Annotated in this window: 11 protein-coding genes and 1 pseudogene; 9 read left to right on the top strand and 3 right to left on the bottom strand. The window is 68.4% G+C overall.

The features are described 5' to 3' along the window. Window positions 1-52 precede the first annotated feature (52 nt). Window positions 53-1,423 (bottom strand): DUF1996 domain-containing protein, encoded by a 1,371-nt coding sequence (locus tag ACFWEP_RS02905; protein WP_387364521.1) that lies wholly within the window; start codon window positions 1,421-1,423, stop codon window positions 53-55. Window positions 1,424-1,617: 194 nt separating this feature from the next. Continuing rightward, window positions 1,618-3,309 carry a discoidin domain-containing protein gene (locus tag ACFWEP_RS02900; RefSeq protein WP_387364533.1) on the bottom strand — a complete coding sequence of 564 codons (1,692 nt, stop codon included), beginning with the start codon at window positions 3,307-3,309 and terminating at the stop codon, window positions 1,618-1,620. 371 nt (window positions 3,310-3,680) lie between these two features. Between ACFWEP_RS02900 and ACFWEP_RS02895 the strand changes: the two genes are divergently transcribed. The 3 genes and pseudogenes from ACFWEP_RS02895 to ACFWEP_RS02885 all read left to right on the top strand — a co-directional run bounded on the left by ACFWEP_RS02895 (window position 3,681) and on the right by ACFWEP_RS02885 (window position 8,602). After that, a complete protein-coding gene (locus ACFWEP_RS02895; protein ID WP_387364518.1) occupies window positions 3,681-4,673 on the top strand; it encodes a LacI family DNA-binding transcriptional regulator in 993 nt (330 codons plus the stop codon). A gap of 682 nt (window positions 4,674-5,355) precedes the next feature. Further along, window positions 5,356-7,683 carry a chitobiase/beta-hexosaminidase C-terminal domain-containing protein gene (locus tag ACFWEP_RS02890; protein ID WP_387364515.1) on the top strand — a complete coding sequence of 776 codons (2,328 nt, stop codon included), beginning with the start codon at window positions 5,356-5,358 and terminating at the stop codon, window positions 7,681-7,683. Between the two features lie 305 nt (window positions 7,684-7,988). Next, window positions 7,989-8,602 (top strand): annotated as a pseudogene (locus ACFWEP_RS02885) (transposase family protein). A gap of 274 nt (window positions 8,603-8,876) precedes the next feature. On the opposite strand, the gene ACFWEP_RS02880 reads toward ACFWEP_RS02885, so the two are convergent. After that, window positions 8,877-9,314: a hypothetical protein gene (locus tag ACFWEP_RS02880; protein WP_387364512.1), complete on the bottom strand. Its 438-nt coding sequence runs from the start codon at window positions 9,312-9,314 to the stop codon at window positions 8,877-8,879. A 332-nt stretch (window positions 9,315-9,646) separates the two neighbouring features. Here ACFWEP_RS02880 and ACFWEP_RS02875 point away from each other — a divergent pair, with 332 nt between their 5' ends. From ACFWEP_RS02875 to ACFWEP_RS02850, 6 genes are all read left to right on the top strand, one after another. Beyond that, window positions 9,647-11,275 carry a TIGR02677 family protein gene (locus ACFWEP_RS02875; protein WP_387364509.1) on the top strand — a complete coding sequence of 543 codons (1,629 nt, stop codon included), beginning with the start codon at window positions 9,647-9,649 and terminating at the stop codon, window positions 11,273-11,275. Next, window positions 11,272-12,597, top strand: a complete 1,326-nt coding sequence (locus ACFWEP_RS02870; RefSeq protein WP_387364506.1) for a TIGR02678 family protein — start codon at window positions 11,272-11,274, stop codon at window positions 12,595-12,597. The genes ACFWEP_RS02875 and ACFWEP_RS02870 overlap by 4 nt, the downstream gene beginning before the upstream one ends. Further along, window positions 12,594-16,832, top strand: coding sequence for a TIGR02680 family protein (locus ACFWEP_RS02865; RefSeq protein ID WP_387364503.1), 4,239 nt, complete (start codon window positions 12,594-12,596; stop codon window positions 16,830-16,832). Before ACFWEP_RS02870 ends, ACFWEP_RS02865 begins: the two co-directional genes overlap by 4 nt. Continuing rightward, window positions 16,829-18,109, top strand: a complete 1,281-nt coding sequence (locus tag ACFWEP_RS02860) for a TIGR02679 family protein (RefSeq protein WP_387364500.1) — start codon at window positions 16,829-16,831, stop codon at window positions 18,107-18,109. Before ACFWEP_RS02865 ends, ACFWEP_RS02860 begins: the two co-directional genes overlap by 4 nt. Window positions 18,110-18,251: 142 nt before the next feature. Next, window positions 18,252-20,216 carry a hypothetical protein gene (locus tag ACFWEP_RS02855; protein WP_387364497.1) on the top strand — a complete coding sequence of 655 codons (1,965 nt, stop codon included), beginning with the start codon at window positions 18,252-18,254 and terminating at the stop codon, window positions 20,214-20,216. A gap of 344 nt (window positions 20,217-20,560) precedes the next feature. Then, on the top strand, window positions 20,561-22,285 hold the full coding sequence (locus ACFWEP_RS02850) for a DNA-binding protein (protein ID WP_387364494.1): 1,725 nt from the start codon (window positions 20,561-20,563) through the stop codon (window positions 22,283-22,285). The last annotated feature ends 92 nt before the right edge of the window (window positions 22,286-22,377 follow it).

The following is a 22,377-nucleotide window of genomic DNA, read 5'->3' as shown; positions in this document are numbered from 1 at the left end:
GTGCAGCCGACAGCCGGAAGCGCCAACGCCACGACGCATGCCGACCACCGCGTCAGAACGTGCCGGCGGAGCTGCATTTGGCCTTCTGGTTGATGCAGTCCTTCACGCGGTGGCCGAGAGCGGCGTTGTCCCAGGCGTTGAAGAAGTCGCCGTGGATGGACGATGCCATGCCGGAAGCCAGCCGGAAGCCGTCGGCGCTGCCGCTGGTCGGGTAGCTGGTGACGAAGGAGAGGTTGGGGATGGCGACGGGGTAGGCGCCGCTGCACTTGCCGTCGTACGTGAACGCCACGTGCGACTTGTGGTCGGGACTGTCGAGGTTCTTGCCGTCCCAGCAGTCGGGGAAGACCAGCTGGTGGGTGAGGTGAGCCGTGGGGGCGCACACCGGCCAGTTGCCGTCGGCGCTGCGTCCGGTCTCACCGCCCTGGCCGGCGCACCAGAACTGGCCGGGTGATCCCGCCGGGGTGGGTGTCTGCGTCTTGGCGCTGCCCGCGATCATGCGGAATCCCTGCGGGAAGGGAACGGTCGCCGCGGGGTCGGTGAGCCGGGAACCGTAGTAGACGATCATGCCCTCCGGCTCGACGGCCGCGTCGCGCTCGTAGAGGGTGGGGATCCAGTACGCCGAGAGGTCGACGGCAGGGGTGCAACTGGTCGGTGTGTTGGCCTGCAGCGACTCGGCGGTGGAGAACGCGTCGGTGCTCTTGTTGCCGAAGAAGCTGTGCATGTGGGACGCACCGGGCAGTCCCGGCAGAACGATGGGGTCGTCCGGCTTGGAGTGACTGTAGGTGCAGGTGGCGTTGAACTCCGGAACCCGGACCGTGGTCGCGGGCACCGCGGCCGGTGTCATCGCGCGGAACTGCGCCAGTTGCGCGTTCCACTTGGCCTGGTCGACGGGGACCCATCCGGCCGCCGCGCTGTCTCCCTCACCCGCGAAGGAGAACCAGTTGATGTTGACGAAGTCGCCGGGTGCCGTGGAACGCAGCACGGCGAAGACCGTCTGCGCGCCGGTGGGATGGGCGGTGACCTCGGCGGTCAGGGTCGACCAGCTCTGCCAACCACCGGTCGGCGCAACCGATATGACGGCAAGCAGCGGTCCGGTCAACGAGGTGGTACGGAGCTCCACCGTGCCCGAGCCGACGGCGGAAGCGGCCCGCGCCGAGACCGTCAGCCGGCCGGCTCCGCCGAGATCGACGTTGTCAAAGCGCATCCAGTCGCCGTCGGCGAGGTACGCGGCGTTCTGACCGCCGCCGGTGTCCGCGGTCGCTTCCAGGGCGACGCCCGACTGGGCCGCGTAGGACTCGGCCTGGACGGTGACCGTCGCGGCATGCGCCTGAGGGGCCGAGACGGTCAGGCTCAGTGCGGCGGCCAGCACGACCGCCAGAGCGCTCGCCAACAGTGTGTACAGAGGGACGGGAAATCTGCGCATGTCACTTCCTCACGGGCTGGGGGGTGAAGACCGAGGGGTGAAGACCCGCTTCGGGCCGGAGCACGGCGACGCGGAGAGACGGAGCCGGACAGCGGCCCGTGCCCCGGCATGATCGAGGTGGCCCGGGCCGCCCCGGGGAACGGGTGGAGCGGCCCGGGAACGTCGTGGACGCCGGAGTGCTGCGGCTTTGAGGGTTACTGATAGATCCGCACGTAGTCGACGAGCATCCTGGAGGGGAACGGTGTGCCGGCGTCCGTCGGGCCCGGCCAGTCGCCTCCGACCGCCAAGTTGAGGATCAGGTAGTGCGCGTGGTCGAAGATCCACGGCCCGCGTGTCTGCTCCACCTGATCCTTGTCGAGGGTGAAGACGGTCCGGCCGTCGAGGCTGTAGGTGATGCCTCGGCTGTTCCAGTCGGCGGCCCAGGTGTGGTAGTCGTCGGAGAAGTCGGCGTTCCCGGGCAGGGTGTACGGTGCGCCGATGCCGCCTCCGCCGTTGTACGCGGGCGCGTGGACGGTCGAGTACGCGGTCTTCACGTCCTTGCCGAGGATTTCCATGATGTCGACCTCGCCGTTGTACGGCCACGGGCGGCCCGTCAGGAAGTCGGCGCCCATCATCCAGAAGGCGGGCCACAGGCCATTGCCCTTGGGAACCTTGATGCGCGCTTCGACGCGCCCGTAGGTGAACTGGAAGGTCGCACCGGTGTTCATCCGCGCCGAGGTGTACTGACAGGTGGTGCTGCCGCTCAGCGGGTCGGTCGGGCACGACGTCCCTGCCGTGGTCTCCTTGCGCGCCTCCATCACCAGGTGCCCACCCCCGTCCAGTGCGGCGTTGCGGTGATCGGTGTAGTACTCCAGCTCGTTGTTGGGCCCGACGCCCGGATCGGCCCTCCACTTCGACGAGTCGGGCTTGCCGCCCGCCGCGCCGTCGAATTCGTCGCTCCACACGAGCCGCGGCGGGTTCGCGGGGTCACTCGGCAGCGCCGGAGGCTGAATCGGAGCGCCGCCCGTGCCGTACACCTGGAACTCCCAGAGCGAATAGCCGTAGGGGGTGGCGCGCTGCGTCCCGTACATCCGCACGTAGCGGCCGGTGCCCGAGACGGCGAGCGTCTGCTTGAAGCCGGCGCCGGACGTCGTCGAGTAGACCGGTGTCCAGTCGACTCCGTTCGACGACACCTGGATCTGGAAGGACTTGGCGTAGGCGGGATCCCACTGCAGGACCACCTTGTCGATCTGTGCCGTCGCGCCGAGGTCGACGGATATCCAGCCTGGATCGGTCCATCCGGTGGTGGGGCTCGTGGCCCAGCGGGAGGCCGGGTCCCGGTCGAAAGCCCTGGCCGGCGTGCACTCCCAGCAGTTCGAGTCGGCCTGGGACGAGGAAGCGGCGCCCGGCCTGCCGTAGGAGAGGAGTCGGCCGGCGTCGCCGCCGGGGTTGCCCGTACCGGTGGTCCCGTAGACCTGGAACTCCCAGAGGGAGAAGCCGTACTGCGTGGCGCGCTGCGTCCCGTACAGGCGCACGTAGCGGCCGGTGCCCGAGACGGTCAGGTTCTGGATGCCACCCGTGCCCGTGGCGGTCTGGTGGATGACGCTCCAGCTCACCGCGTCGCTGGAGACCTCGATCCTGAACGCCTTGCCATAGGCGGCCTCCCAGTTGAGGACGACCCGGCTGATCCCGGCACTGGCCCCGAGGTCGATCTGGATCCACTGCGGGTCCGCGAAGGCGCTGGACCAGCGCGTCCCGGGGTCGCCGTCGACAGCGCTCTGGGCACCGAAGGGGCCCTCCACGCTTGAAGCGGAAGTGGGCTTCGCCTGCGAGAGCAGGACCTCCGCCGCCTGGGCGGAGGGGGCGGGGAGGGCGGTGAGAGCGAGGGTCGTGGCCACGAGGGCCAGAAGTAAGGCGAAGCGACGGAGCAGGGTCTGCAAGGCGACTCCTCTAGTGGGGGCGAGGGAGGGAAGGCTCCGGGGAGCGCTCCCTGGAAGGGAGGATGGATGGGCATGTCAAGGCTGTCAATACATCTCTCACCTCGAAAAAACAGCTCCCTCACACCTGGGAGAAACTGAGGGAACGATCCCTCAGCGACCTTCTGCCACACCGTCGTACAGGGTATGGGCGGCCGGGGGAACGCGTCCGTACCCCGCCCTGGCCACTCCGGCCTGCGGATACGCTGCTCCCATCACCATGACGCAGAGCCGGAGGTCGCCCCGATGAGAAAACCCGCCCCGCGCAGGGCCCCGGGCGGCGGCACGGGGGACGGAACCGCATGAGACGCCCCACACTCGAAGTGGTCGCCGCCCGGGCGGGTGTCTCCAAATCGAGCGTCTCCCGTGTCATCAACGGCGAGACGACCGTCGCCCCGCAGATCCGGGACGTCGTCATGCGCGCCGTCCATGAACTGGGCTACGTGCCCAACGGGACGGCACGCAATCTCGTCACCCGTCGCACGGACACCCTCGCCGTCGTGGTCTCCGACCCCCCTCAAGGAGTCGTCTCCGACGATCCCCTCTTCTCCGCCGTGGTGCGGGCCGTCAGCAGAGAGCTGGAGAAGGCGGGCAAACGACTCGTGCTCATGCTCGCGGAATCGGACCAGAGCCGTACCCGGGTGGTTCAGTACGTCGCCGGCGGGCACGTGGACGGCGTGCTCCTGGTCGCCCTGCACGGCACGGACCCACTGCCGGCGGCACTGGCGCGGCAGGGCCTGCCCGTCGTGTCCTTCAACCGCACCTCCGCCCAGGACGTCCCTTACGTGGCGCTGGACAACGCCGGCGGAGCGGAACTAGCGGTGCGTCACCTTCTGGAGCGCGGGCGGCGCCGGATCGCCACCATCACCGGGCCGCTCGAACTGTACGAAGCGCGCGAACGCCTCGACGGCTACCGTCAGACCCTGCGTGACACCGGCAAGCGCTCCATCGTGGCGCTGGGCGACTTCACCAGAACCTCAGGCGCCGAAGCCATGCGGCAACTCCTGGAGGACGACCCCGACCTGGACGCGGTGTTCGCCGCCAACGACCTGATGGCGATCGGAGCCCTGCGCACCCTTCACCGAGCAGGCCGACGTGTCCCCGACGACGTGGCGGTCATCGGCTTCGACGACATAGAAGCCGCGGCCTACACGAGCCCCGCTCTCACCTCGGTACGCAGCCCGATGGCCGACCAGGCGACCGCCGCCGTCCATCTGCTCCTCGGCCTGATCGACGGTGGCCCCGCAACACCGGTGATCATGCCGAACGCACTCGTGGTGCGGGATTCGACCTGACCTGACGGCCCGCACCGTCCAGCGGCCCCGCATCGTGCGTGAGGTCCGGAAACCCCATGCGCTCATCCCGTCCGACGGCCGGGCCAGGGGTGGCCACTTCGCCCGGAAGGTTCACACGGTCGTGGACCGATACCCGGCACCCGGCACCCGGCACCCGGCACCCGCTCGAAGGCTGTCCGCGCCTGGCCCGCCGACCACATGGACCAGGTCAAGCCGCATTTCCTCCTCTCGTACCCGCCCCCGGCGCCCTCACTGCTTGCAGGGATTCCACCTGTCCCCTCGCCCACCGGCCCCCGCACGATGAACCGGGCAGGATTGCCCAGGCCTCGGTCGTCCCGCACGACGGACCAACCAGGCACTCTCGACCCAGCAGCAGGAAGCATCCGGCGTGTCGAGCGGCGCCTTGGCGCGCAGTTGAGCGTTCAAGACTTGAAGCTTGTGCATCTTCTTGACGGTTCATCGTTGTCACTCAACACTGCCTTGACGTACCCAGCACCTCACTCATCCGTAGATTGAGAGCGTTTTCAAGAGGTTGATTCAAAGGTCTGCGGAGTTGTCAAGGCCATGCACTGAACAGTGTCGAGGCCGTCTGCACCCTGTCGTCCGCATTGAACCGGTGTTCACTTCACGAAACCAGGTGAAAGGCCCCCCACCCATGCGCACTACCGTCCCACCCGGCCGCATGAGACCCCTGCCAGGTCCGAAGCACCGCGTCATCGCTCTGCTGAGTGCGCTCTTACTCGCGCTCGTCGGACTCCTCGGCCTCGATCAGAGCGCCGCTCCCGCCTCGGCAGCCGCGCCTGACTACACCCAGAGCGTCACTCAACTGAGCTCAGCCCAAGCTCAGATCTCGTTCACTCCGACCACGTCCGCGGTCTACGTCGATGTGCACTACCTGGTCAACAGCGCCAACCAACAGAACGTCCGTATGACCAACAGTGCGGGCACGTGGACTCAGACCGTCGGCTCGCTCGCAAACGGAACGGTCCTGGAGTACTGGTTCACCTACGAGAAGAGCGGGCCGCAGTACGACACACCCCACTTCACGTACACCCAGGGCGGTGGTGGAACCGGCACTGTTGCCACACCCACCTTCACTCCCGCAGCGGGCACCTACGCATCGGCCCAGAGCGTGACGCTCGCCGACGCGACCGCGGGCGCGAGCATCCGCTACACGCGTGACGGCTCCACCCCCACCGCGGCGTCCACTCTGTACAGCGCGCCGATCAGCGTCACGGCCACCGCCACCATCAAGGCCATCGCCATCAAGTCGGGACTCGCCGACTCCGCCGTCGCCAGTGCGACTTACACGATCGGCGCAGCGGCGAGCTGCCCCACCCAGTCGGACACGCCGGACTTCGGCCCGAACGTCCACATCTACGACCCGAGCATGTCCAGTGCCACCATTCAGGCACAGCTCGACGCGCAGTTCGCCCAGATGAAGGACACCGCCACCGCGCAGTTCAGCGAGAACCGGGTGGCACAGCTCTTCAAGCCGGGTACGTACGCCGTCGACGACAATGTCGGCTACTACACCTCGGTGGCGGGTCTCGGGCAGAACCCGGGCGACGTGACGATCAACGGACACGTCACCGTGGACGCCTTCAACGCCTCGGACGCGGGCAACGCGACGCAGAACTTCTGGCGCTCGGCCGAGAATCTGGCCATCAATCCGGTGGGCGGGAACCGTTGGGCCGTGGCCCAGGCGGCCCCGTTCCGCCGGATCGACGTCCGCGGCGACCTGCAGCTCTACCCGGCCAGTTACGGCTGGGCGAGCGGCGGCTACATCGCCGACACCAAGGTAAGCGGCCAGGCGGCGTCCATCTCACAGCAGCAGTGGTACACCCGGGACAGTAACGTGGGCAGCTGGGCCGGCGGCGTGTGGAACATGGTGTTCTCCGGCACCGCCGGTGCTCCCGCGAACACCTTCCCCGACCCGCCCGAGACCACCTTGGCCACCACCCCGGTCTCCCGTGACGTGCCGTATCTGTACGTCGACGGCGCCGGAAAATACCGGGTGTTCCTTCCGTCGCTGCGCACCAACGCATCGGGGGCGAGTTGGGCGAACGGCAGCACTCCCGGCGCCTCTCAGCCGATGAGCCAGTTCTACGTGGTCAAGGCCGGCGACACTGCCGCGACCATCAACAGCGCCCTTTCTCAGGGCTGCAACCTCTTCGTCACGCCGGGCGTCTACCACCTGAACCAGACGCTGAACATCACCCGGCCCAACACGGTCGTCCTCGGCATCGGCTACCCGACCTTCGTCCCGGACAACGGGGTCAACGCGATCCAGGTCGCCGACGTGGACGGAGTCCGTCTCAAGGGTCTGCTGATCGACGCCGGAACCACCAACTCCGCGGCGCTGCTGACCGTCGGCCCGTCCGGATCGTCCGCGAGCCACGCGGGCAATCCGACGACCATCCAGGACGTGTTCTTCCGGATCGGTGGCCAGATCGCCGGCAAGGCGACGACCAGCCTGATCGTCAACAGCAACAACGTGATCATCGACCACATCTGGGCCTGGCGGGCCGACCACGGCAATGCAGGAACCTTCGGCTGGACGACCAACACGGCGGACACCGGCGTGATCGTCAACGGCAGCAGCGTTCTGGCGACCGGTCTCTTCGTCGAGCACTACCAGAAGCACGAAGTCGTCTGGAACGGCCAGAACGGCAAGACGATCTTCTTCCAGAACGAGATGCCGTACGACGTGCCCAATCAGGGCGCGTGGATGAGCGCGGCAGGGGTCAATGGATACGCCGCTTACAAGGTGGGCGCGGGCGTCACCACCCACGAGGCGTGGGGACTCGGCAGCTACTGCTACTTCAACGTCAACCCCGCGGTGAACAGCTACCACGCCTTCGAAGTGCCCAACACTCCCGGCGTGAAGTTCCACAACGCTCTGACGGTCTCACTCGGCGGCGTGGGCACCATCACCCACGTCATCAACGACGTGGGGGCGGTGACCGCCTCGAACACCACTCCCAGCAATGTGGTCGCCTACCCATGAGGCAATGACCTGACGTGAACAGCTGGCCGGGGCTCCTCGCGGTTGCGAGGGGCTCCGGTGTTCGCAGTATGCGGCGCCACCAAGGGCTGCGACGCCGACGTCCTCGTCCTCGCCGAGAACGAGGACGCCTTCCCACAGGTCTGCAAGATCCCGAGATCGTCGACCACTGCCTGTGCATCTGGCGCGCCGGATACGCCACCGGCGGTCTCGTCGAATTCCTTCGCACCATGAGACCACTGCCCGTTGCCGCCTGGCAGGACCTGAGGTGAAAGACGAAGCTCCTGGTAGACGGGTTCACGACCAAGATCACCCGTGCCGACCAGGAGCTTCGCGTACTTGTTCACCCATCGGCGATCGATCTGCCCAGCGCACACCTTCGTCACCTTGCCCGGTGCCTGGCCGCTCACCGCCGCAAGATCGGCACCCGATGGCGTCGCACCACGCCGAGCCGGCAGGCGCTTCTGGTCCTGGCTCACCTGCGCTGCGGCAACACCTACGCTCAGCCGGCCGCCTCGTTCGGCATCGGATCGCGACCCTCTACCGTGACGTCCGCGAGGCGATACACGTCCTGGCCGCACTCGCTCAAAGCCTGGCCGAGGCGATGCGGACCGCGCGCCGGCCAGCCTTCGTCATCCTCGACGGGACGCTCCTGCCGATCCACCGGGTCGCCGCCGACACCCCGTACTGCTCCGGCAAGCGTGGACTTCGCACGCGCTCCCCGGCTCCACGCACGACCTGACCGCCGCCTCAAACGGTGGCAGCGCAGGCACAACAGCACCCATGCCGAGATCCGCTGCCTACGCGAGCAGGCCATGGCCACCCTCAAAGCTGGCGGCTCCCGCAAAAGCTCCGCTGCGGCACCAACCGGACCACCGACCTGGTGAAGGCCGTCCTCGTCCTTCACCACGCATCAGCGTGAGGTTGGAAAAGGCTCAGTGACGGCAGAGGCAGCCCTACCCGAGGAATGACAGACGGACCTGCCGGTTCGCATTGTCGCGATTCGTGTCCACCAAACTCCGTTAAGGCAACCCCCAACCTATCCGGATCCCAACGCACGCCTGCCGCCGTCCCTGCGAGTACCGCTCCCACGGGCGTCTGGGCCCACTCGGCGAGCAGCAGCGGCTTCTCGTCCACAGACTTCAGCAAGTGAGCGATCTCCTCGACGGTCGGCGCGACCGGAAGGGCGCATCCGACTACGGCGTGGCCTGTCGCGCTGGTGTGGTTCCCAGGCTCCTCGTCGGGATCGTCAGGCATCCAAGGGCTGACCTCGATCTCCCACGAAGCCTCGAAGCCTCGTCGTCGCCTGGCTCCGGCGCTTCGATCGTCAGGTAGAAGCCGTCGGAGTCGTACGGCTCCACGAAAAGGCGACAGCTGGGGTCGTCGAGCGAAGCCCACACGTCGCCGCCCTGGGAGTGCGCGGTGACCAGCACCCGGAGGGCAGCGACCGCCTTCTCCCGTTCCTCCGAGGTGAATTCCGACTCACGCCGGTCGAGCCGCTCGCGCGTCTCGTCGCTCAGCGTGTCCAGCCCGTCGTCGTACTTCACGAAGGGGTGCCCGAACTCCCAGCAGCGCTCGGTCCCCGGATCCTGCTCCGAGGAAGTTCCCGAAAAGTCCGCGAGTCCTGCCTGCAATCCGTGCTTCTCTGACTCCAGTTCCGCCCGGATCGCTCTGCTGACCGTGTCGGGGAGAGCCGCCAGGAGAATACGGAACTTCGGGAAGCACGGCGGCGGATCAAACTGCTGGAGCAGGAGAACCAGATCCCGCGGGGGACTGCGGCCTATCTATCGCAAGCACATCTGCCGCAAAAGGATCTACCCGCTCATGAGAGAGCTGGCCAGGGACGGCTTGCCCGTCACGTCCAGTTGATGCAGCCGGACATCGCAAAAATCAAGCCTGGCACCCGTCCGCGGCATTTTCGGCCACTCAACGACGCCGCCCGGCTGCTCCGCGTAACCTCACCGGCATGGGGGCATCAGAATCCGGTCCGGGCCAGGACTCCGACGAGGAGGCACGGCAGCGGCTGAACGCGTACACGTACCTCAGCGCGCCCGAGCGGCTGGAGCACGTCGCGATCATGCGGGTCTTCTGCGGAACGCTGCTGGCGGATCTCGCCGTCCCGGACGTCATGGTGAAACTGCGCCAGGCCGGAGCTTCCGCCGCGGGGCTCGACGCCGACACCCTCACAGTCCGGCTGGAACAGCTGGTCCAGTGGGGAAACCTGGCGCGCAGCAGCCACACGGTGAACGCGTCCAGCATCAGCGAGTACCAGCGTTCCCGCTCGCGCTACCAGCTGTCGAAACTGGGCGAACGTATCCAGCGGGACGCCGACGGGGTCCTGGCCGAGGCCGACGCCGCCCGCGAGGTGAGCAACGAACTGCTGGCCCTGGTCGAGCGCGGACTACGGGAGCTGGCCGGCCTCGTGACCGCGCCGGGCGGCGTAGAGCCGCAGGACGGACTGGAGCGGATCAGCACGCTGTTCGTGCAGTTCAGCGAGTTCGCGGACTCCATACGCGACTTCTACGCCTACCTCGGCCAGGTGCTGTCCCGCTACGACCTGGACAGCGCCGAGTACCAGGGCTTCAAGGAGCTGCTCCTGGACTACGTCGAGGCGATTACGGAGGACGTGGCGTTCCGCGCGCCCCGGATCTCGGCGGCGTTGGACACCCTGTGGCCGCACATCCCGGCTCTGCTGGACCGGCTGGACTCCCACGCCCAAGGGCTCACCGGGCTCTCGACGCAGGCGCAGGGCGAAAGCCGACCGGACGTCCGGATCCAACGCAGCCGGGGCCGCGAATTCGCGGACTGGGAGGGCCTGCGCGGCTGGTTCAGCAACACCGACGGCCAGGGCAGCCAGGTCGACCAGCTACGCGATGCCACTCTGCGCGCGTTGCAGTCGCTGCTCGCCAACGCCAAGCGAATGCTGCGGTCGGCCACCGGGGGGATGTCCCGGCGCAAGGATCTGCTGCGGCTGGCCCGCTGGTTCGACGAAGTGGCGCCGCAGGACGCACACGACATCGCCGTCGCCGCCTTCGGGCTGTACGGCGCCCGCCATCTGGGCATACCTCCGGCCACCGACGAGGTGGTGCCCGCCTACACAAGCTGGTGGACCGGTCCGGTGGTCGAGGTACCGGTGGCCCTGCGTGAAAGAGGCAGCCGCGCCCAGCGGGGCCGGGCCTCCGCGGTGGAGGACCACTCCGCGCAGAAGCAGCTGCTGAGGGAGGCCGCACGGCAGCGGGCAGAGGCCAGAGCAGCGGCGGCGGACGAACTGCGCAGCGCGTCCGGCCGGTTCGCCGAGGTACGCCTCACGTCAGCGGCGCTCGGCCTTCTCTTGGAGCTACTGGCCACAGCGCTCGGAAACGCACAGCTCAGCAGGCCCGTCAGCACGGACGGGGAGAGGACGGCGGTGTTCGACCTCGACTCGGCCAGCAGTGAAGACGCCGAACTGCGTATCCGTCTCACCGTGCGCCGGACGGCGGGCACGCGAACGGTGCTGTACTCGGCCGAGGGCGACCTGCTGCTGGACGACCTGGAGCTGGACATCGGTCGCACCTCCGCCGCGGTCGGCGGCGAAGCGGAGGCGAGCGTTTCATGACCCTCCCCTCGACTCACGACGTAGCCCTGGCAGCCGAGCGCCGCACCGCCGCCCGGCTGCTGCTCGCCCACCCGCTGATCGCATCGGACGGCCCCCACGCCGACCTCTTCCCGCTGATCCGCAGGCACGCCGACTGGCTGGGCAAACGGTTCCAGCAGGTGCTCGGCTACCGCCTGCTGGTCGACAGCTCCTATGCCCGCCTGTTCAAGGCGGGGCTGGGGACGGGTTCGGGTCATCGGCTGGAGCGCTCCACCGGCACCCCGTTCACCCCACAGACGTACGCCTGTCTCGCGCTCGCCCTGTCCGTGCTGGTGACTGCGCCCGAGCAGATGCTCCTGTCACACCTGGTCGCCGATATCAGGGCTGCCGCAGCCGACGCCGGAATCGAGCTGGCGGAAACGGGCCGAGCGGCCGGGAAGCGGACCCTGGTCGCGGCTCTGCGCCAGCTCGTCGACTGGGACGTGCTCATCGAGACCGAGGGCCATGTGGCCGCACTTGTGCAGGAGGCGGGCGGCGAAGCCCTGATCACGGTAGACCGGGAGCTGGCACGCGCGGTCGTCGCCGGCCCGCTCTCCCAGGCTCGGAACGGCGCCGACCTGGTCCGGCGGGCAGCGGACCCGGGCTTCGGCGGGCCACGCACCTACGTGCGCCGGATGCTCGTCGAGACACCCGTCGTCCACCTCGACGAGCTCAGGGACGCCGAGCGTGACTGGCTGCGCACCCGGCAGCGCCGGGAGGCCCAGGCTTTCTCCGAACTCCTTGGTCTGGAGATGGAGATCCGTGCCGAGGGTGTGGCGCTGGTGGACCCCGAGGAAGAACTCACGGATCTGCGCCTGCCGGGCACGGGGACCGTCGCACAGGCCGCACTGCTGCTGGCGGAACGGCTCGTGGAACGCCTTCGGCCGCAGGAACCGGGGCATCCGGCAACCGGCGGGGCGCTCATCATCGGGGTGGCCGTCCCGGACGGCCTGGTGGACGAGGTGCTCGCCGAACTCATCACCGAGTACGGGCAGCGCAGCAACTGGCAACGCGGCTACCTGGAAGACCGTGCCTCCCTGCGAGAGGCCGTACTGGACCTGCTGGTCCGCATGCGGCTGATGGCCCGCGCGGGCCGGCTGCGCGTCGAGGGCGAAGGACTGCCGGAGGAGTACGTCGAAGAAGCGTCGGAAGGACGCACGGTGACCGATGTCCATGGCGCACGGCCCGGCGGCGACGGCTGGGTGCTGCTGGCGGCAGCGGCTCGCTATGCCACCCAAGTCATGGTGCGCCCGGCCACCGCAGTCGGCAAAGGCACGGACGTTCAGAAGGAGTTGCCGCTATGACCACTGACGCGCGTGGCCTCGTTCCGCTGCCGCGCTTCGACCCCGTGACGACCACCGGCGCGCGCTTCCGGCTGCACCGGGCGGGCATCCGGAACGTCTGGCAGTACGACGAGCAGGAGTTCTCCTTCGGCGACGGACGGCTGCTGCTGCGCGGCAAGAACGGCGCGGGCAAGTCCAAGGCCCTGGAGATGCTGCTTCCGTATCTTCTGGATGGCGACTCCCGGGCACTGGACGCGACAGGCACCGGCCGGACCACGCTCGCCTGGCTGATGCTGGACGGGGTCGAGCAGACCAACCGTCTCGGGTATCTGTGGGTGGAGTTCCGGGGCACGGCCGACGAAGGCGGTCACCGCCACCTGACGCTGGGTGCCGCCATCCGCGCTTCGAAGTCGACGCAGAAGGTGGTGCCGACGTTCTTCGTCACCCCGCTGCGGATCGGTGAGGACCTGCATTTGGTCGAGGCCGGCAAGCCGCTGCCGGTCGACCGGCTCAAGGAGATCGTCGGCTCCGACAACACGACCGACCATGCGGTCCAGCACCGCTCACGCGTGGCCCGGGAACTGTTCGGCATCACCGACGCGACGCGCTACCGCAATCTCACCCAGCTCCTCCATCGACTGCGGCGCCCGACGGTCGGCGACCGGATCGAACACGGGGGCCTGGTCTCCCTGCTGAGCGAGACCCTGCCGGGGCTCGACGAGGACGTGGTCGAGAAGGTGGCGCGCAACCTCCACGACCTCGACGCCGTACGGGACGAACTCGGCCGCCTGGAACGCACCGACACGGCCTTGCGCACGTTCCTCACCAGTTACCGCGGCTACCTGGCCGGGGTCCTGCGCACCTCCGCCCAGAAAGTGAGCCACGAGCTGGGCGTCCTCGCTCAGCGGCGCCGGGCGGCCGGAGACGCCGCACAGCGGACGAGCGACCTGAGGATGCAGGAGGAGGATTCGGAGGGCCGGTGGGAGACCCTGCGCGAGGAGGAACAGGCCGCCCGGACCGACCTGGCCGCCCTGCACGCCAGTCACGCCTACCGCAGCCTGCGCGAACTGTCGGAGCGCCGCGGCACGGTGGAGGCACTGCACACCGCCGCCGTGGCCGCGTTCACCACCCTGCGGAACGCACACGACGCGGAGGAGGGCTCGGCGGAGCGGCTGGCCGAAGGTGTCGAACACCTTGGAAGCCGGCTGGCCGAGCTGGGAACCGAACACCGGGAGTTGCTGACGCAGGCGGAGAAAGCCGGGCTTCCCACCGGCCACCTCGGCGAGGCGGTGGCTCTGCCGCGCACGGTTCTCGCCCAGGCCACCGAGACCGGGCTGACGACTCCGGACGGGGAGACGCGCACCGTACGGCACCGGTCAGTGGCCCGAGCGGACACGGTCACGGCGCAGGAAGGGCTGCAGTCCTGGCGGAACCAGTTGGAGAAGGCCGAGTCGGTCGCGAGGAACCGGGCCCGGGTGGTTCAGGAGGTGACCCACCTCATCTCACAGGCGGACGCGACCCGGGCCGGGGCAGCCCAGGCTGATGTCGAGCGAGAACGGCTGGAAGGCGAGGCAGAAGACGCTGCCGGCCATCTCGATGGCAGCCGTGAGAAGGTCGCTGAGGAGAGCGGCGCCTACTCCCGTCAAGTCGCTGAGTGGGCGGCTCGCACGCGGAATACACTGGGTGCCGACTGCCCGTCGCTTGACGCCGTCCACGCCGTCGTCGGCCTTGAAACTTCTATCGATGCGCCGTTCGCGGACCGCACGCTGCCGCCCGACATCGACAGCCAGGCGTGGCTGACCGCTCAGGCCGCGTTGGAGCCGTACGGCGAGAAACTCACCGAACGCCGGGACGCCCTGGTACTCGGAGTCAGCCGACTCGGCGAGGAACTCAACCGCCTGGCGGAGCAGAAGCGGGACTGGGAGCAACGTACCGACCCCGAGCCACCGGCCCCGCACCATCGGGCCGCCGCGAGGACGTCGGGCAGTGGAGCCCCCTTCTACCGGCTCGTGGACTTCGCGGACGACCTGGCTCCGGCCGACCGAGCCGGTCTGGAAGGGGCGCTGGAGGCGAGCGGAATCCTGGATGCTTGGGTGAGTGCGGACGGTGTCCTTCTCAATCCACGCACCCAGGACACGCTCCTCAAGCCGGGTCCCGTGCTATCTGACGGGCCGACTCTCGCCTCTGCCCTGCGCCCAGCCCCTGAACCGGATTGCGGCGTCACCTCCGAGCAAGTGGGGAGTCTCCTGGCCACCATCGCACTCGCATCGGCACAGAAGACCTCAGCGCACAACGCGGCCTTCTACGATGGCAGTTGGCGTCTGGGCGTACTCGGCGGTCGTCATGACAAGGGCGCCACCGAGTACGTGGGGGCCGCCGTACGCGCCGAGACTCGACGACGCATCCTCGCCGACTTGGAGGAGAGGATCGCGCATACGGAACAGCGGCTGGCCGAGGTCCGCGGAGAGCTCGCCGCAGCCGATACCAGGCGCCGGGCTCTCACGCTCGCGGAACGGGACTTCCCCAAAGCACGGAATCTCGCTGACGCATGGAGCAGGAGCGAATCAGCCGAGCGGACCCTGCGCGACCTGACCGCCAAGGCCACCCGAGCGGCGCGGCTGGCCGAGGAGGCACGTGCTCTCGCGGTATCGGCGCGAGCCAAGGCGGAGGCCACCGCCTCCGCCCACGACCTGCCCGGCGACCCCGCCTCTCTGGACCGTGTGCGCACCGCACTGGCTGGCCTGCTCAGCGGTATCGGGCATCTGCGCAGGGCCGTCAGCAGCACGGGCGAGCGGCTCGGTACGAACCAGGCCGATACCGACCGATACGGACGCGCCCAAGAGGATCGCCTGGCCGCGGACGAGAGCTACCGGCTCCACCTCGCCGGACTGCGCACCGCTGAGCAGGACCTGCGTACCCGCGAGGAAACCATCGGGTCGTCCAGGGAGGAGATCCTCTCTCGTGAGCAGGAGGCCAAACAGCGCATCGCACACGCCGTCCGCGTCCTGCCCGGGGCGCAACGAGCCCGCGACGACCTCCACGACCTCCGCGTGCGCGCGGAAGAGGACGAGAAGCGCCTGCGCGGGACCCTGGCGGACCAGGAAACGATGGTCATCGACACCGGCAGCGCTCTTCGCGCTGCTCTCGGCCGACCGGAGGTGGTGCTCGGCGCCGGCCTCGACCGGTCCTCGCTGCCCGAGTACATGTCAGACGATCCCGCCGCGGACGTGCGCAGCCGTCTGCGAGCGCTGCGGGCCCTCGCCGACGCTGTGGAGCAAGCCCTCGGCCGCCCGAAGGGCGAGGTGTCGGACAGCACCCTGCTCAACCGTCACACCGATCTGCGCGACCAACTGGCCGGCGGGTTCGACGCGCAGCTGGAGGAGCGCGACGGGATCAAGGTGTGCCGCTTGGTCGACGACCACGGGTCCCATGACGTCGCAGCCGTGGGCGAGCGGATCGCCGTGCAGGCGGCGGAGGCCCGGGGACGGCTCACCGAGCGCGAACGTGACGTCTTCCAGCGGTTCCTGACCGGCGAGCTCGGCGACCACCTCTCGGCGCAGGTCATCACCGCGGCGAACCTGGTCGCTGCTCTCAACGACACCCTGCGGACCGTTCGTACCTCCCACGGCCTCGGTGTCGAGCTGCTGTGGAAGCTGGACGAGGAGGTGGACGCGGATGTGCGCGCGGCCGTCGAGCTGCTGCGCAGTCCGTCGAGCCTCAGGACGCGCGACCAGACCGAGCAGCTGCGCGAGGTGCTGCAACGCCGAATCGAGGACGCCCGCCGTGCCGACCCGTCAGCCGGTTACGCCGCCCATCTGCGGACCGCGCTGGACTACCGCGACTGGTTCCGCTTCCACACCTTTGTGGTCGAGGACGCGGCTCCGGGCCGCCGTAGGAAACTGACCGGCCGGACCGGTCTCAGCCAGGGCGAACAACGGGTTCTCTCCTACCTCGTGCTCTTCGCCGCGGCAGCCGCCCATTTCACCAGCCTCGCCGGGTCGGCACCGCATGCACCGCGCCTGATTCTCCTGGACGACGCCTTCGCCAAGGTCGACGAACCCACCCACGGCCGGCTGGGCCGTATCCTCGTCGACCTCGATCTCGACTTCATCCTCACCAGCGAGCGGCTCATGGGCAACTGGCCCGAGGTTCCGTCCCTGCACATATACGAGTGCCTCCGTGATCCACACGTACGCGGGGTGGCCACCCTTCACTACACCTGGAACGGCCGGCACCGGCGTCTGGTGTCCGTATGAGCGGGCTGCCCGCCGCGACGCGCGAATGGCTGACGGGACCTGGACTCACCAGGCTCTGGCAGGGGGCACGCAAACGCCTGGAGAGCAACGGCGTACAGGCCACGGGTTCGCTCCGGCTGACCGCGATGAACGCCCAGGAGCGCAACGACCTGTCTCTCCTGCTGGGCAAACCCCTCACAGGTGCCGCCGTGACCATACGGCTCCACGTGCTCGACGCACGGCTACGCGAGTCGGCTGCCGGACTCGGGCTCAGGCAGACGCTGGAGGAACTCGGCCCGCCCCTCACCGACCGCCGTGCCGCCCGCGCGGACGCGACGGCACGGCGAGAGCAGGTGTGGTCGTCTCTTGCTTCGTCACTGGACGCCTCCTCACTCGCCGACCAGGAATGGCCCCGGCAGTGGTACGACCTGCTGCGCCGTTCCGGTGCTCCGAGAGGAGTGACACCCGAAGCGGCCATACGGACACTCCAACAGGCGGTCCAAGTCCTCACCGTTCTCCTCGGACCCGACGGACCTGAGCGCAACGGCACACGCGGTCGAGGTGAACTCGCCGCCGTGACGACCGGCTCCGCGCACGGCCTTGACGACGGCACCTGGCTCGCACGCGTCGTCCAACGCGGCGTCGCCCTCGCCCATGGCACCGAGTTCCCCGACGACGCCGCCGGCCGACGCGCTCTGTGGCGGCTGGTGTCCGTCACGCCGGACGAGGTCTCCAGCACGGTGCTCACCTACGGGCTGCGACCCGTCGGCGAGGGCTGGCGGGAGCGTGCTCTGCGGGAGCGGGCCGACCATCACGCCGAAGTTCACGTCACACCACGCGACCTGCATGGCCTCCGGCTGCAGCTCTCCGCCGGAACTCTCATCCACATCTGTGAGAATCCGCGCGTGGTGGAAGCCGCGGCGGACGCGGCCTGCGTCCAGCCCTTGGTGTGCACCTCCGGCAGCGCGGCCACCGTGGTCTTCACTCTTCTCGACGCCCTCGCCGCCACGGGTTGCCACTTCGCATACCACGGCGACTTCGACTGGCCGGGGATCACTCTGGCCAACCGGGTCATCCGCCGCTACGAAGCCCTGCCGTGGCGCATGGACACTGCGGACTACGAGCGCCTGGCCGCCCGCAGTCAAGCCGAAGGCATACCTCAACTGGCACTCGACGGACAGCCGGTCGACGCAGACTGGGACCCGGACCTCGCCCCCGCCATGACCGCCCTCGGCGTGGCGCTCCACGAGGAGGCCACCCTCGATCTGTTGGTGGCAGACCTGTCATGCCAGGTGTAGTGCGACGTCAGTATCATGCCGAACTCACCTGGATTGTCAGTCCCCTTCGGCATCATTGACGCTCACACCTGATACGACACCGTGCCCGGGTGGCGCTGACCAGAGGATCACGTCGCGGGGCGGTGCCAACGATTGGAGTCCGATGGCCGCGGCGGAAACACGCCTGTCTCTTCCTCACGACTTCCTGCGTACGGTCATCGCGCGGGCGTCCGACGATTCCCCGCCTACCCGCATGGCTGTCGAGGCGATCCGCGCGGCGCCCCCGGGCACGGATCGGGACGGCCTGGCCATGTCCCTGCTTACAGGACCGCTCGCAAAGTCCGCGCCCGAGTGGCTGTTGGCCATGGCAGTGGAGAGCGATCTCAGTCGCGAACCGCGCCCGCACACGACGTCCGAGCGCATGGACCTGACCCGCGTCGCTCTGTCGCACCAAGCCTGCCCGGAGGCATACAGGGCGCAGGTCCTGCAGAAGTGCCCTGAGGCGCGACTCGGTGCCCTTGGCCGGAGAGAGGGTGGCGCAGCACTCATCCACGCCGTCGTCGCTGAGCTCCGCCGACGGTCGACATCGCGCCTGCCCATCGCCCCCGAGCTGCTAAAGGTTCTAACGCCCGCCCAGGTCGTTCTTGGTGAACACGGCCTGCACGAGGACGTGTTCGTCGCAGCCCTCGACTGCCTACCGCTCGGGCCGGACAAGCTTGACGGCGAAGAAGACGTCGACGCGTGGATGGAGCGTCACCGCGCCGCATCCGACGCCTGGGAAAGCATGTGGGACGACGTCCTACGGGTCCAGACCGAACATCACCGCCGCCTGCTGGAATGGTCCGCAACGCACCCCGCAGCCGACCGCGTGGTGCGTGAGCACCTGCTCGGATCCATACCGTGGCACGTAGAACCAGCCTTGTTGGAGGAAGTCGCGGCACACAACCTGGAGTCCTTCGAGCGTGCGGTCCTCGTCACCCGGATTTCCCGGTCCTGCCGGGACGGGCTGACGCCCACGCAGGCTCGGGAGCGCTACGCCGACGCGTTGGCGGCAGCGTCCCAGGACGAACGCGACTACGTGGAACGATTCCTCGACGAGGAGATGCAGTCCGAGTCCATCCAGACCGTTCTTTGCCGCCTCGCCGTCGACTGGGTGGAGCGGGCAGGAAGCCAGACCTGGCGGTTCCTCCTCAACCCCGGAGAGGCCCGGCGTTACGGCCGGCCCCGAGAATGGCTGGCGTCCCAGGAGCTCGTCGCCGCCCTCGCCACGCGGTTCGCAACCATCTGCCTTTCTGCTCTGAACCTCTGGGAACCGGAACCCGCCTCGCGCTATCGGGTCGTGCGCGACCTCGGCTGGTTGCACGCACTCCTCGTCCATCTCCCCGAAGTCACGGAGGAGACGCGGCAGAGGGCGCGTCTTGTAGTTGAGGACACCAGGCGGTCCCTGGCTATCCGGTCCAGCGCATACGGCTACCCCTCCAACCATTCCGCGTGGGAAGAGAACCAACGGGCCGAGAAACTGATGGCCACCATCATGCCGCTCGTCACGGATCCCGTCCCTGCCCTGCCGGGCCGACGCACGGCCTCCCTCGGCGACCCTCAACGCATCCGGTTCAGACAGCTTGCCGACGCCGACGAGGCCGTTCTCGTCGCGTACCTGGACCGGCACACGGGGAACGACGCGCTCGTCGAGGAGGCCCTGCTCTCCTTCGCCGCCCGCTCCTACCGAAAGTCCCTCACCTTCGACGACGTACTGGCCCGTCACTCCGCTCCGCAGCAGACTCTGCTCGACCTCACACTGCACCTGCGAAGGTGCCTGGGCGGTGGGCCCGAACTGCGAAGAAGCTGGGCCGAGATCATGCTGGCCCGGCCCGAGTGCCCTCCGGAGCTGCTCCGGCTGCTGCCTGCCTGGTCAGCGCTCAAAGCCCGTGGTCCGCGCTATGACACCACTCATCCCGCAGTCGCGGCCTACGTGTCCGAGGTGCTCGGAGACAGCGATGCTGCTTGGCAACGGTTCGCGGCAAGTCCCATGTCGCACGCCGGTCCGGGTGCCTGGCATCGACTGGGCGACCTCCTCGGTGCGGCGGTCGAGGGAGTCGCGTGGCCGGCACCTCCGCCAGGACGCTGACGGCCTCCCTGTCGATCAGCCTCAGCCTCGTGGACCTACACCCGATCGCCGCGCCACGTACGGAGAGGCGTCAATGGCAGGTGCGGGCGGTTCGATCCCTGGGAGCCATCGGGGAGCCAACCCGCTTCCCGGGCCCTTCGAAACCACCCGCGCCCGCGACCCCCCGACGCTCTGAACAGGAAGAAGCGACTGTTGCATGATCAGGTGACACCTTGACCTGGCTTGCTGAGCGGCGACCCGGAAGGATGTTGCAGTGCCCAAGCAAAGTGATGTACCCGCTCGTCCGCGAACTGGCCGCTGCCCCTCACAGGGTGCCAGCGGCAGTGACTTGCTGGGTACTCAAGATGGCCCGCCAGCCCCACTACCGGTTGCTGGCCGCACCGGCCACCGACACCGAACTCGCCGCGGCGTACCGGGCGAACGCCCTGTTCGACGCGCATCGCGACGACCCGGAGTTCGGCCACCGTTTCCTGGCCGACGAGGCCCGCGCGGCCGGTGAGCCGATGACCGAGCGGACCGCCTGGAAGATCAGCCGCGGCAACCGCTGGTGGAGCACGTTCCGCAAGCGCCGGGGCCGCGGGAAGAGTGCCAAGGCCGGCCCGCCGGTTTCGGCCCACGTAAGCTCTGAACGTCGAGCGTCGCGCTGCCGGTTGCACCAGGAGGCCATCGTGGATCACCTCTTCACCGTCATGGGCGAGGCGGCCACACCGATCGCGCGCACCGGGTTGGCTGCGGAAGGCCTCCTTGAGAGGCAGCACTTGCAGGAGTGGGTGATCGCCCACCCGCAGGTGCTCGGGGAGTCGGTGCTCGTCGTTACCGCGGAGTACGACCGGTGGGCCGACACGGACGGCGTGCCGGCGCGCGACCGGCTGGACGTCCTTGGACTGGACGCAACAGGGCGCCTCGTCGTGGTCGAGCTGAAGCGCGGAACGGCTGATAGGGACGTGCACCTCCAGGCGATCACCTACGCCGCCCTGGTGTCCCGGTTCGACCTCAGCACCCTGACCCAGGCGCACCGCGACTTCCTGTCGCGCAGGGGGCAAAACCTCGACTTCGATGCATGCAGGCAGCGCCTGCTCGATCATGTGGACGGGGAGTGGAGCCCGGAGCTGCTCCAGCGCCCCCGACAGGTGATCATCGCCGCTGACTTCCCCAAGCAGGTCACCCACTCCGTGGTCTGGCTGTCGGAAATGGGCCTCGACATCGACCTCATTCAGGTGGGGCTGTGGAAGGTGGAGGAACACGTCGTCGCCGGCTTCACCAAGGTCTATCCGACCCCGGAGGTAGAGGAGTTCACGCTCGCACCTGCCCGAGTCGAAGGTGAGGCGGCAGCCAAGAAGCTGCAGGAACGTGCACGCTCACGCAACGCCGTCCACGTGCTCGTCGGTGCGGGCCTCCTGCCCGAAGGCACCAAACTGCTCATGACACCGCGCCATGGGGCAACGGAAGCCATCCGTAATGCCATCAACGCGTGGGTAGAAGAGGACGGCAGCAGAGCAACAGCCGTCTGGACCAACAACACTGCTCAGCCACTGATCTGGGATGCCGACGGCGCGTCCTACTCCCCCACTGGTCTGGCCAACCACATCTTCACGAGCGTGACGAGCCGCACCGCCGACGGCATACAGGGCACAACATGGTGGGACGTCGACACCAGTCAGGTTCCCAGCGATGTCGACAGCGAAGAATGGGCCACCCTGGCAGGACTCAACCTCTCAGGGCTGGCCAAGCAACTCAACGGCACCCGCAAAGACTGGACCGAGCTGCACACCCTACTGGGCGCAGTCCCTGCTGGACGATGGACCACCTACGGTGACGTGGCAGCAGTGATAGGCAGCCACGCCGTTCCGGTCGGAAGACACCTGAGTACCTGCGGCCAATGTCCCAGCCCCTGGCGTGTCTTGAACGCAGCAGGACGCGTCAGCAACGGCTTCCAGTGGGCGGACCATACCCGAACGGACACCCCCGCAGAAATTCTCGGAACCGAGGGAGTCCGCTTCAACGGAGCTGTCGCCGATGCGGACAAGCGCCTCGGCCCGGACGCCCTCCGGCAACTACTCGACATCTGAGAAGCGACCGCCCCCGGGGAGCACCGCGCGTACGACACGGCACCGAACGGGTGTGCCATTAAGTGCTCGGCTCATGCGCCGCAGTTGTCTAA

The sequence above is a fragment of the Streptomyces sp. NPDC060198 genome (assembly GCF_042728415.1).
Taxonomy (GTDB): domain Bacteria; phylum Actinomycetota; class Actinomycetes; order Streptomycetales; family Streptomycetaceae; genus Streptomyces.
Note: the sequence above shows the minus strand (reverse complement) of the source record. Positions and strands in the feature narration are given on the sequence as shown.

Bases quoted from the DNA above. Each gene is read 5' to 3' on its own strand.
- ACFWEP_RS02905 (WP_387364521.1), bottom strand. From the start codon at position 1,423: ATGCGCAGATTTCCCGTCCCTCTGTACACACTGTTGGCGAGCGCTCTG.
- ACFWEP_RS02895 (WP_387364518.1), top strand. From the start codon at position 3,681: ATGAGACGCCCCACACTCGAAGTGGTCGCCGCCCGGGCGGGTGTCTCC.
- ACFWEP_RS02890 (WP_387364515.1), top strand. From the start codon at position 5,356: ATGAGACCCCTGCCAGGTCCGAAGCACCGCGTCATCGCTCTGCTGAGT.
- ACFWEP_RS02875 (WP_387364509.1), top strand. From the start codon at position 9,647: ATGGGGGCATCAGAATCCGGTCCGGGCCAGGACTCCGACGAGGAGGCA.
- ACFWEP_RS02870 (WP_387364506.1), top strand. From the start codon at position 11,272: ATGACCCTCCCCTCGACTCACGACGTAGCCCTGGCAGCCGAGCGCCGC.
- ACFWEP_RS02865 (WP_387364503.1), top strand. From the start codon at position 12,594: ATGACCACTGACGCGCGTGGCCTCGTTCCGCTGCCGCGCTTCGACCCC.
- ACFWEP_RS02860 (WP_387364500.1), top strand. From the start codon at position 16,829: ATGAGCGGGCTGCCCGCCGCGACGCGCGAATGGCTGACGGGACCTGGA.
- ACFWEP_RS02855 (WP_387364497.1), top strand. From the start codon at position 18,252: ATGGCCGCGGCGGAAACACGCCTGTCTCTTCCTCACGACTTCCTGCGT.
- ACFWEP_RS02850 (WP_387364494.1), top strand. From the start codon at position 20,561: ATGGCCCGCCAGCCCCACTACCGGTTGCTGGCCGCACCGGCCACCGAC.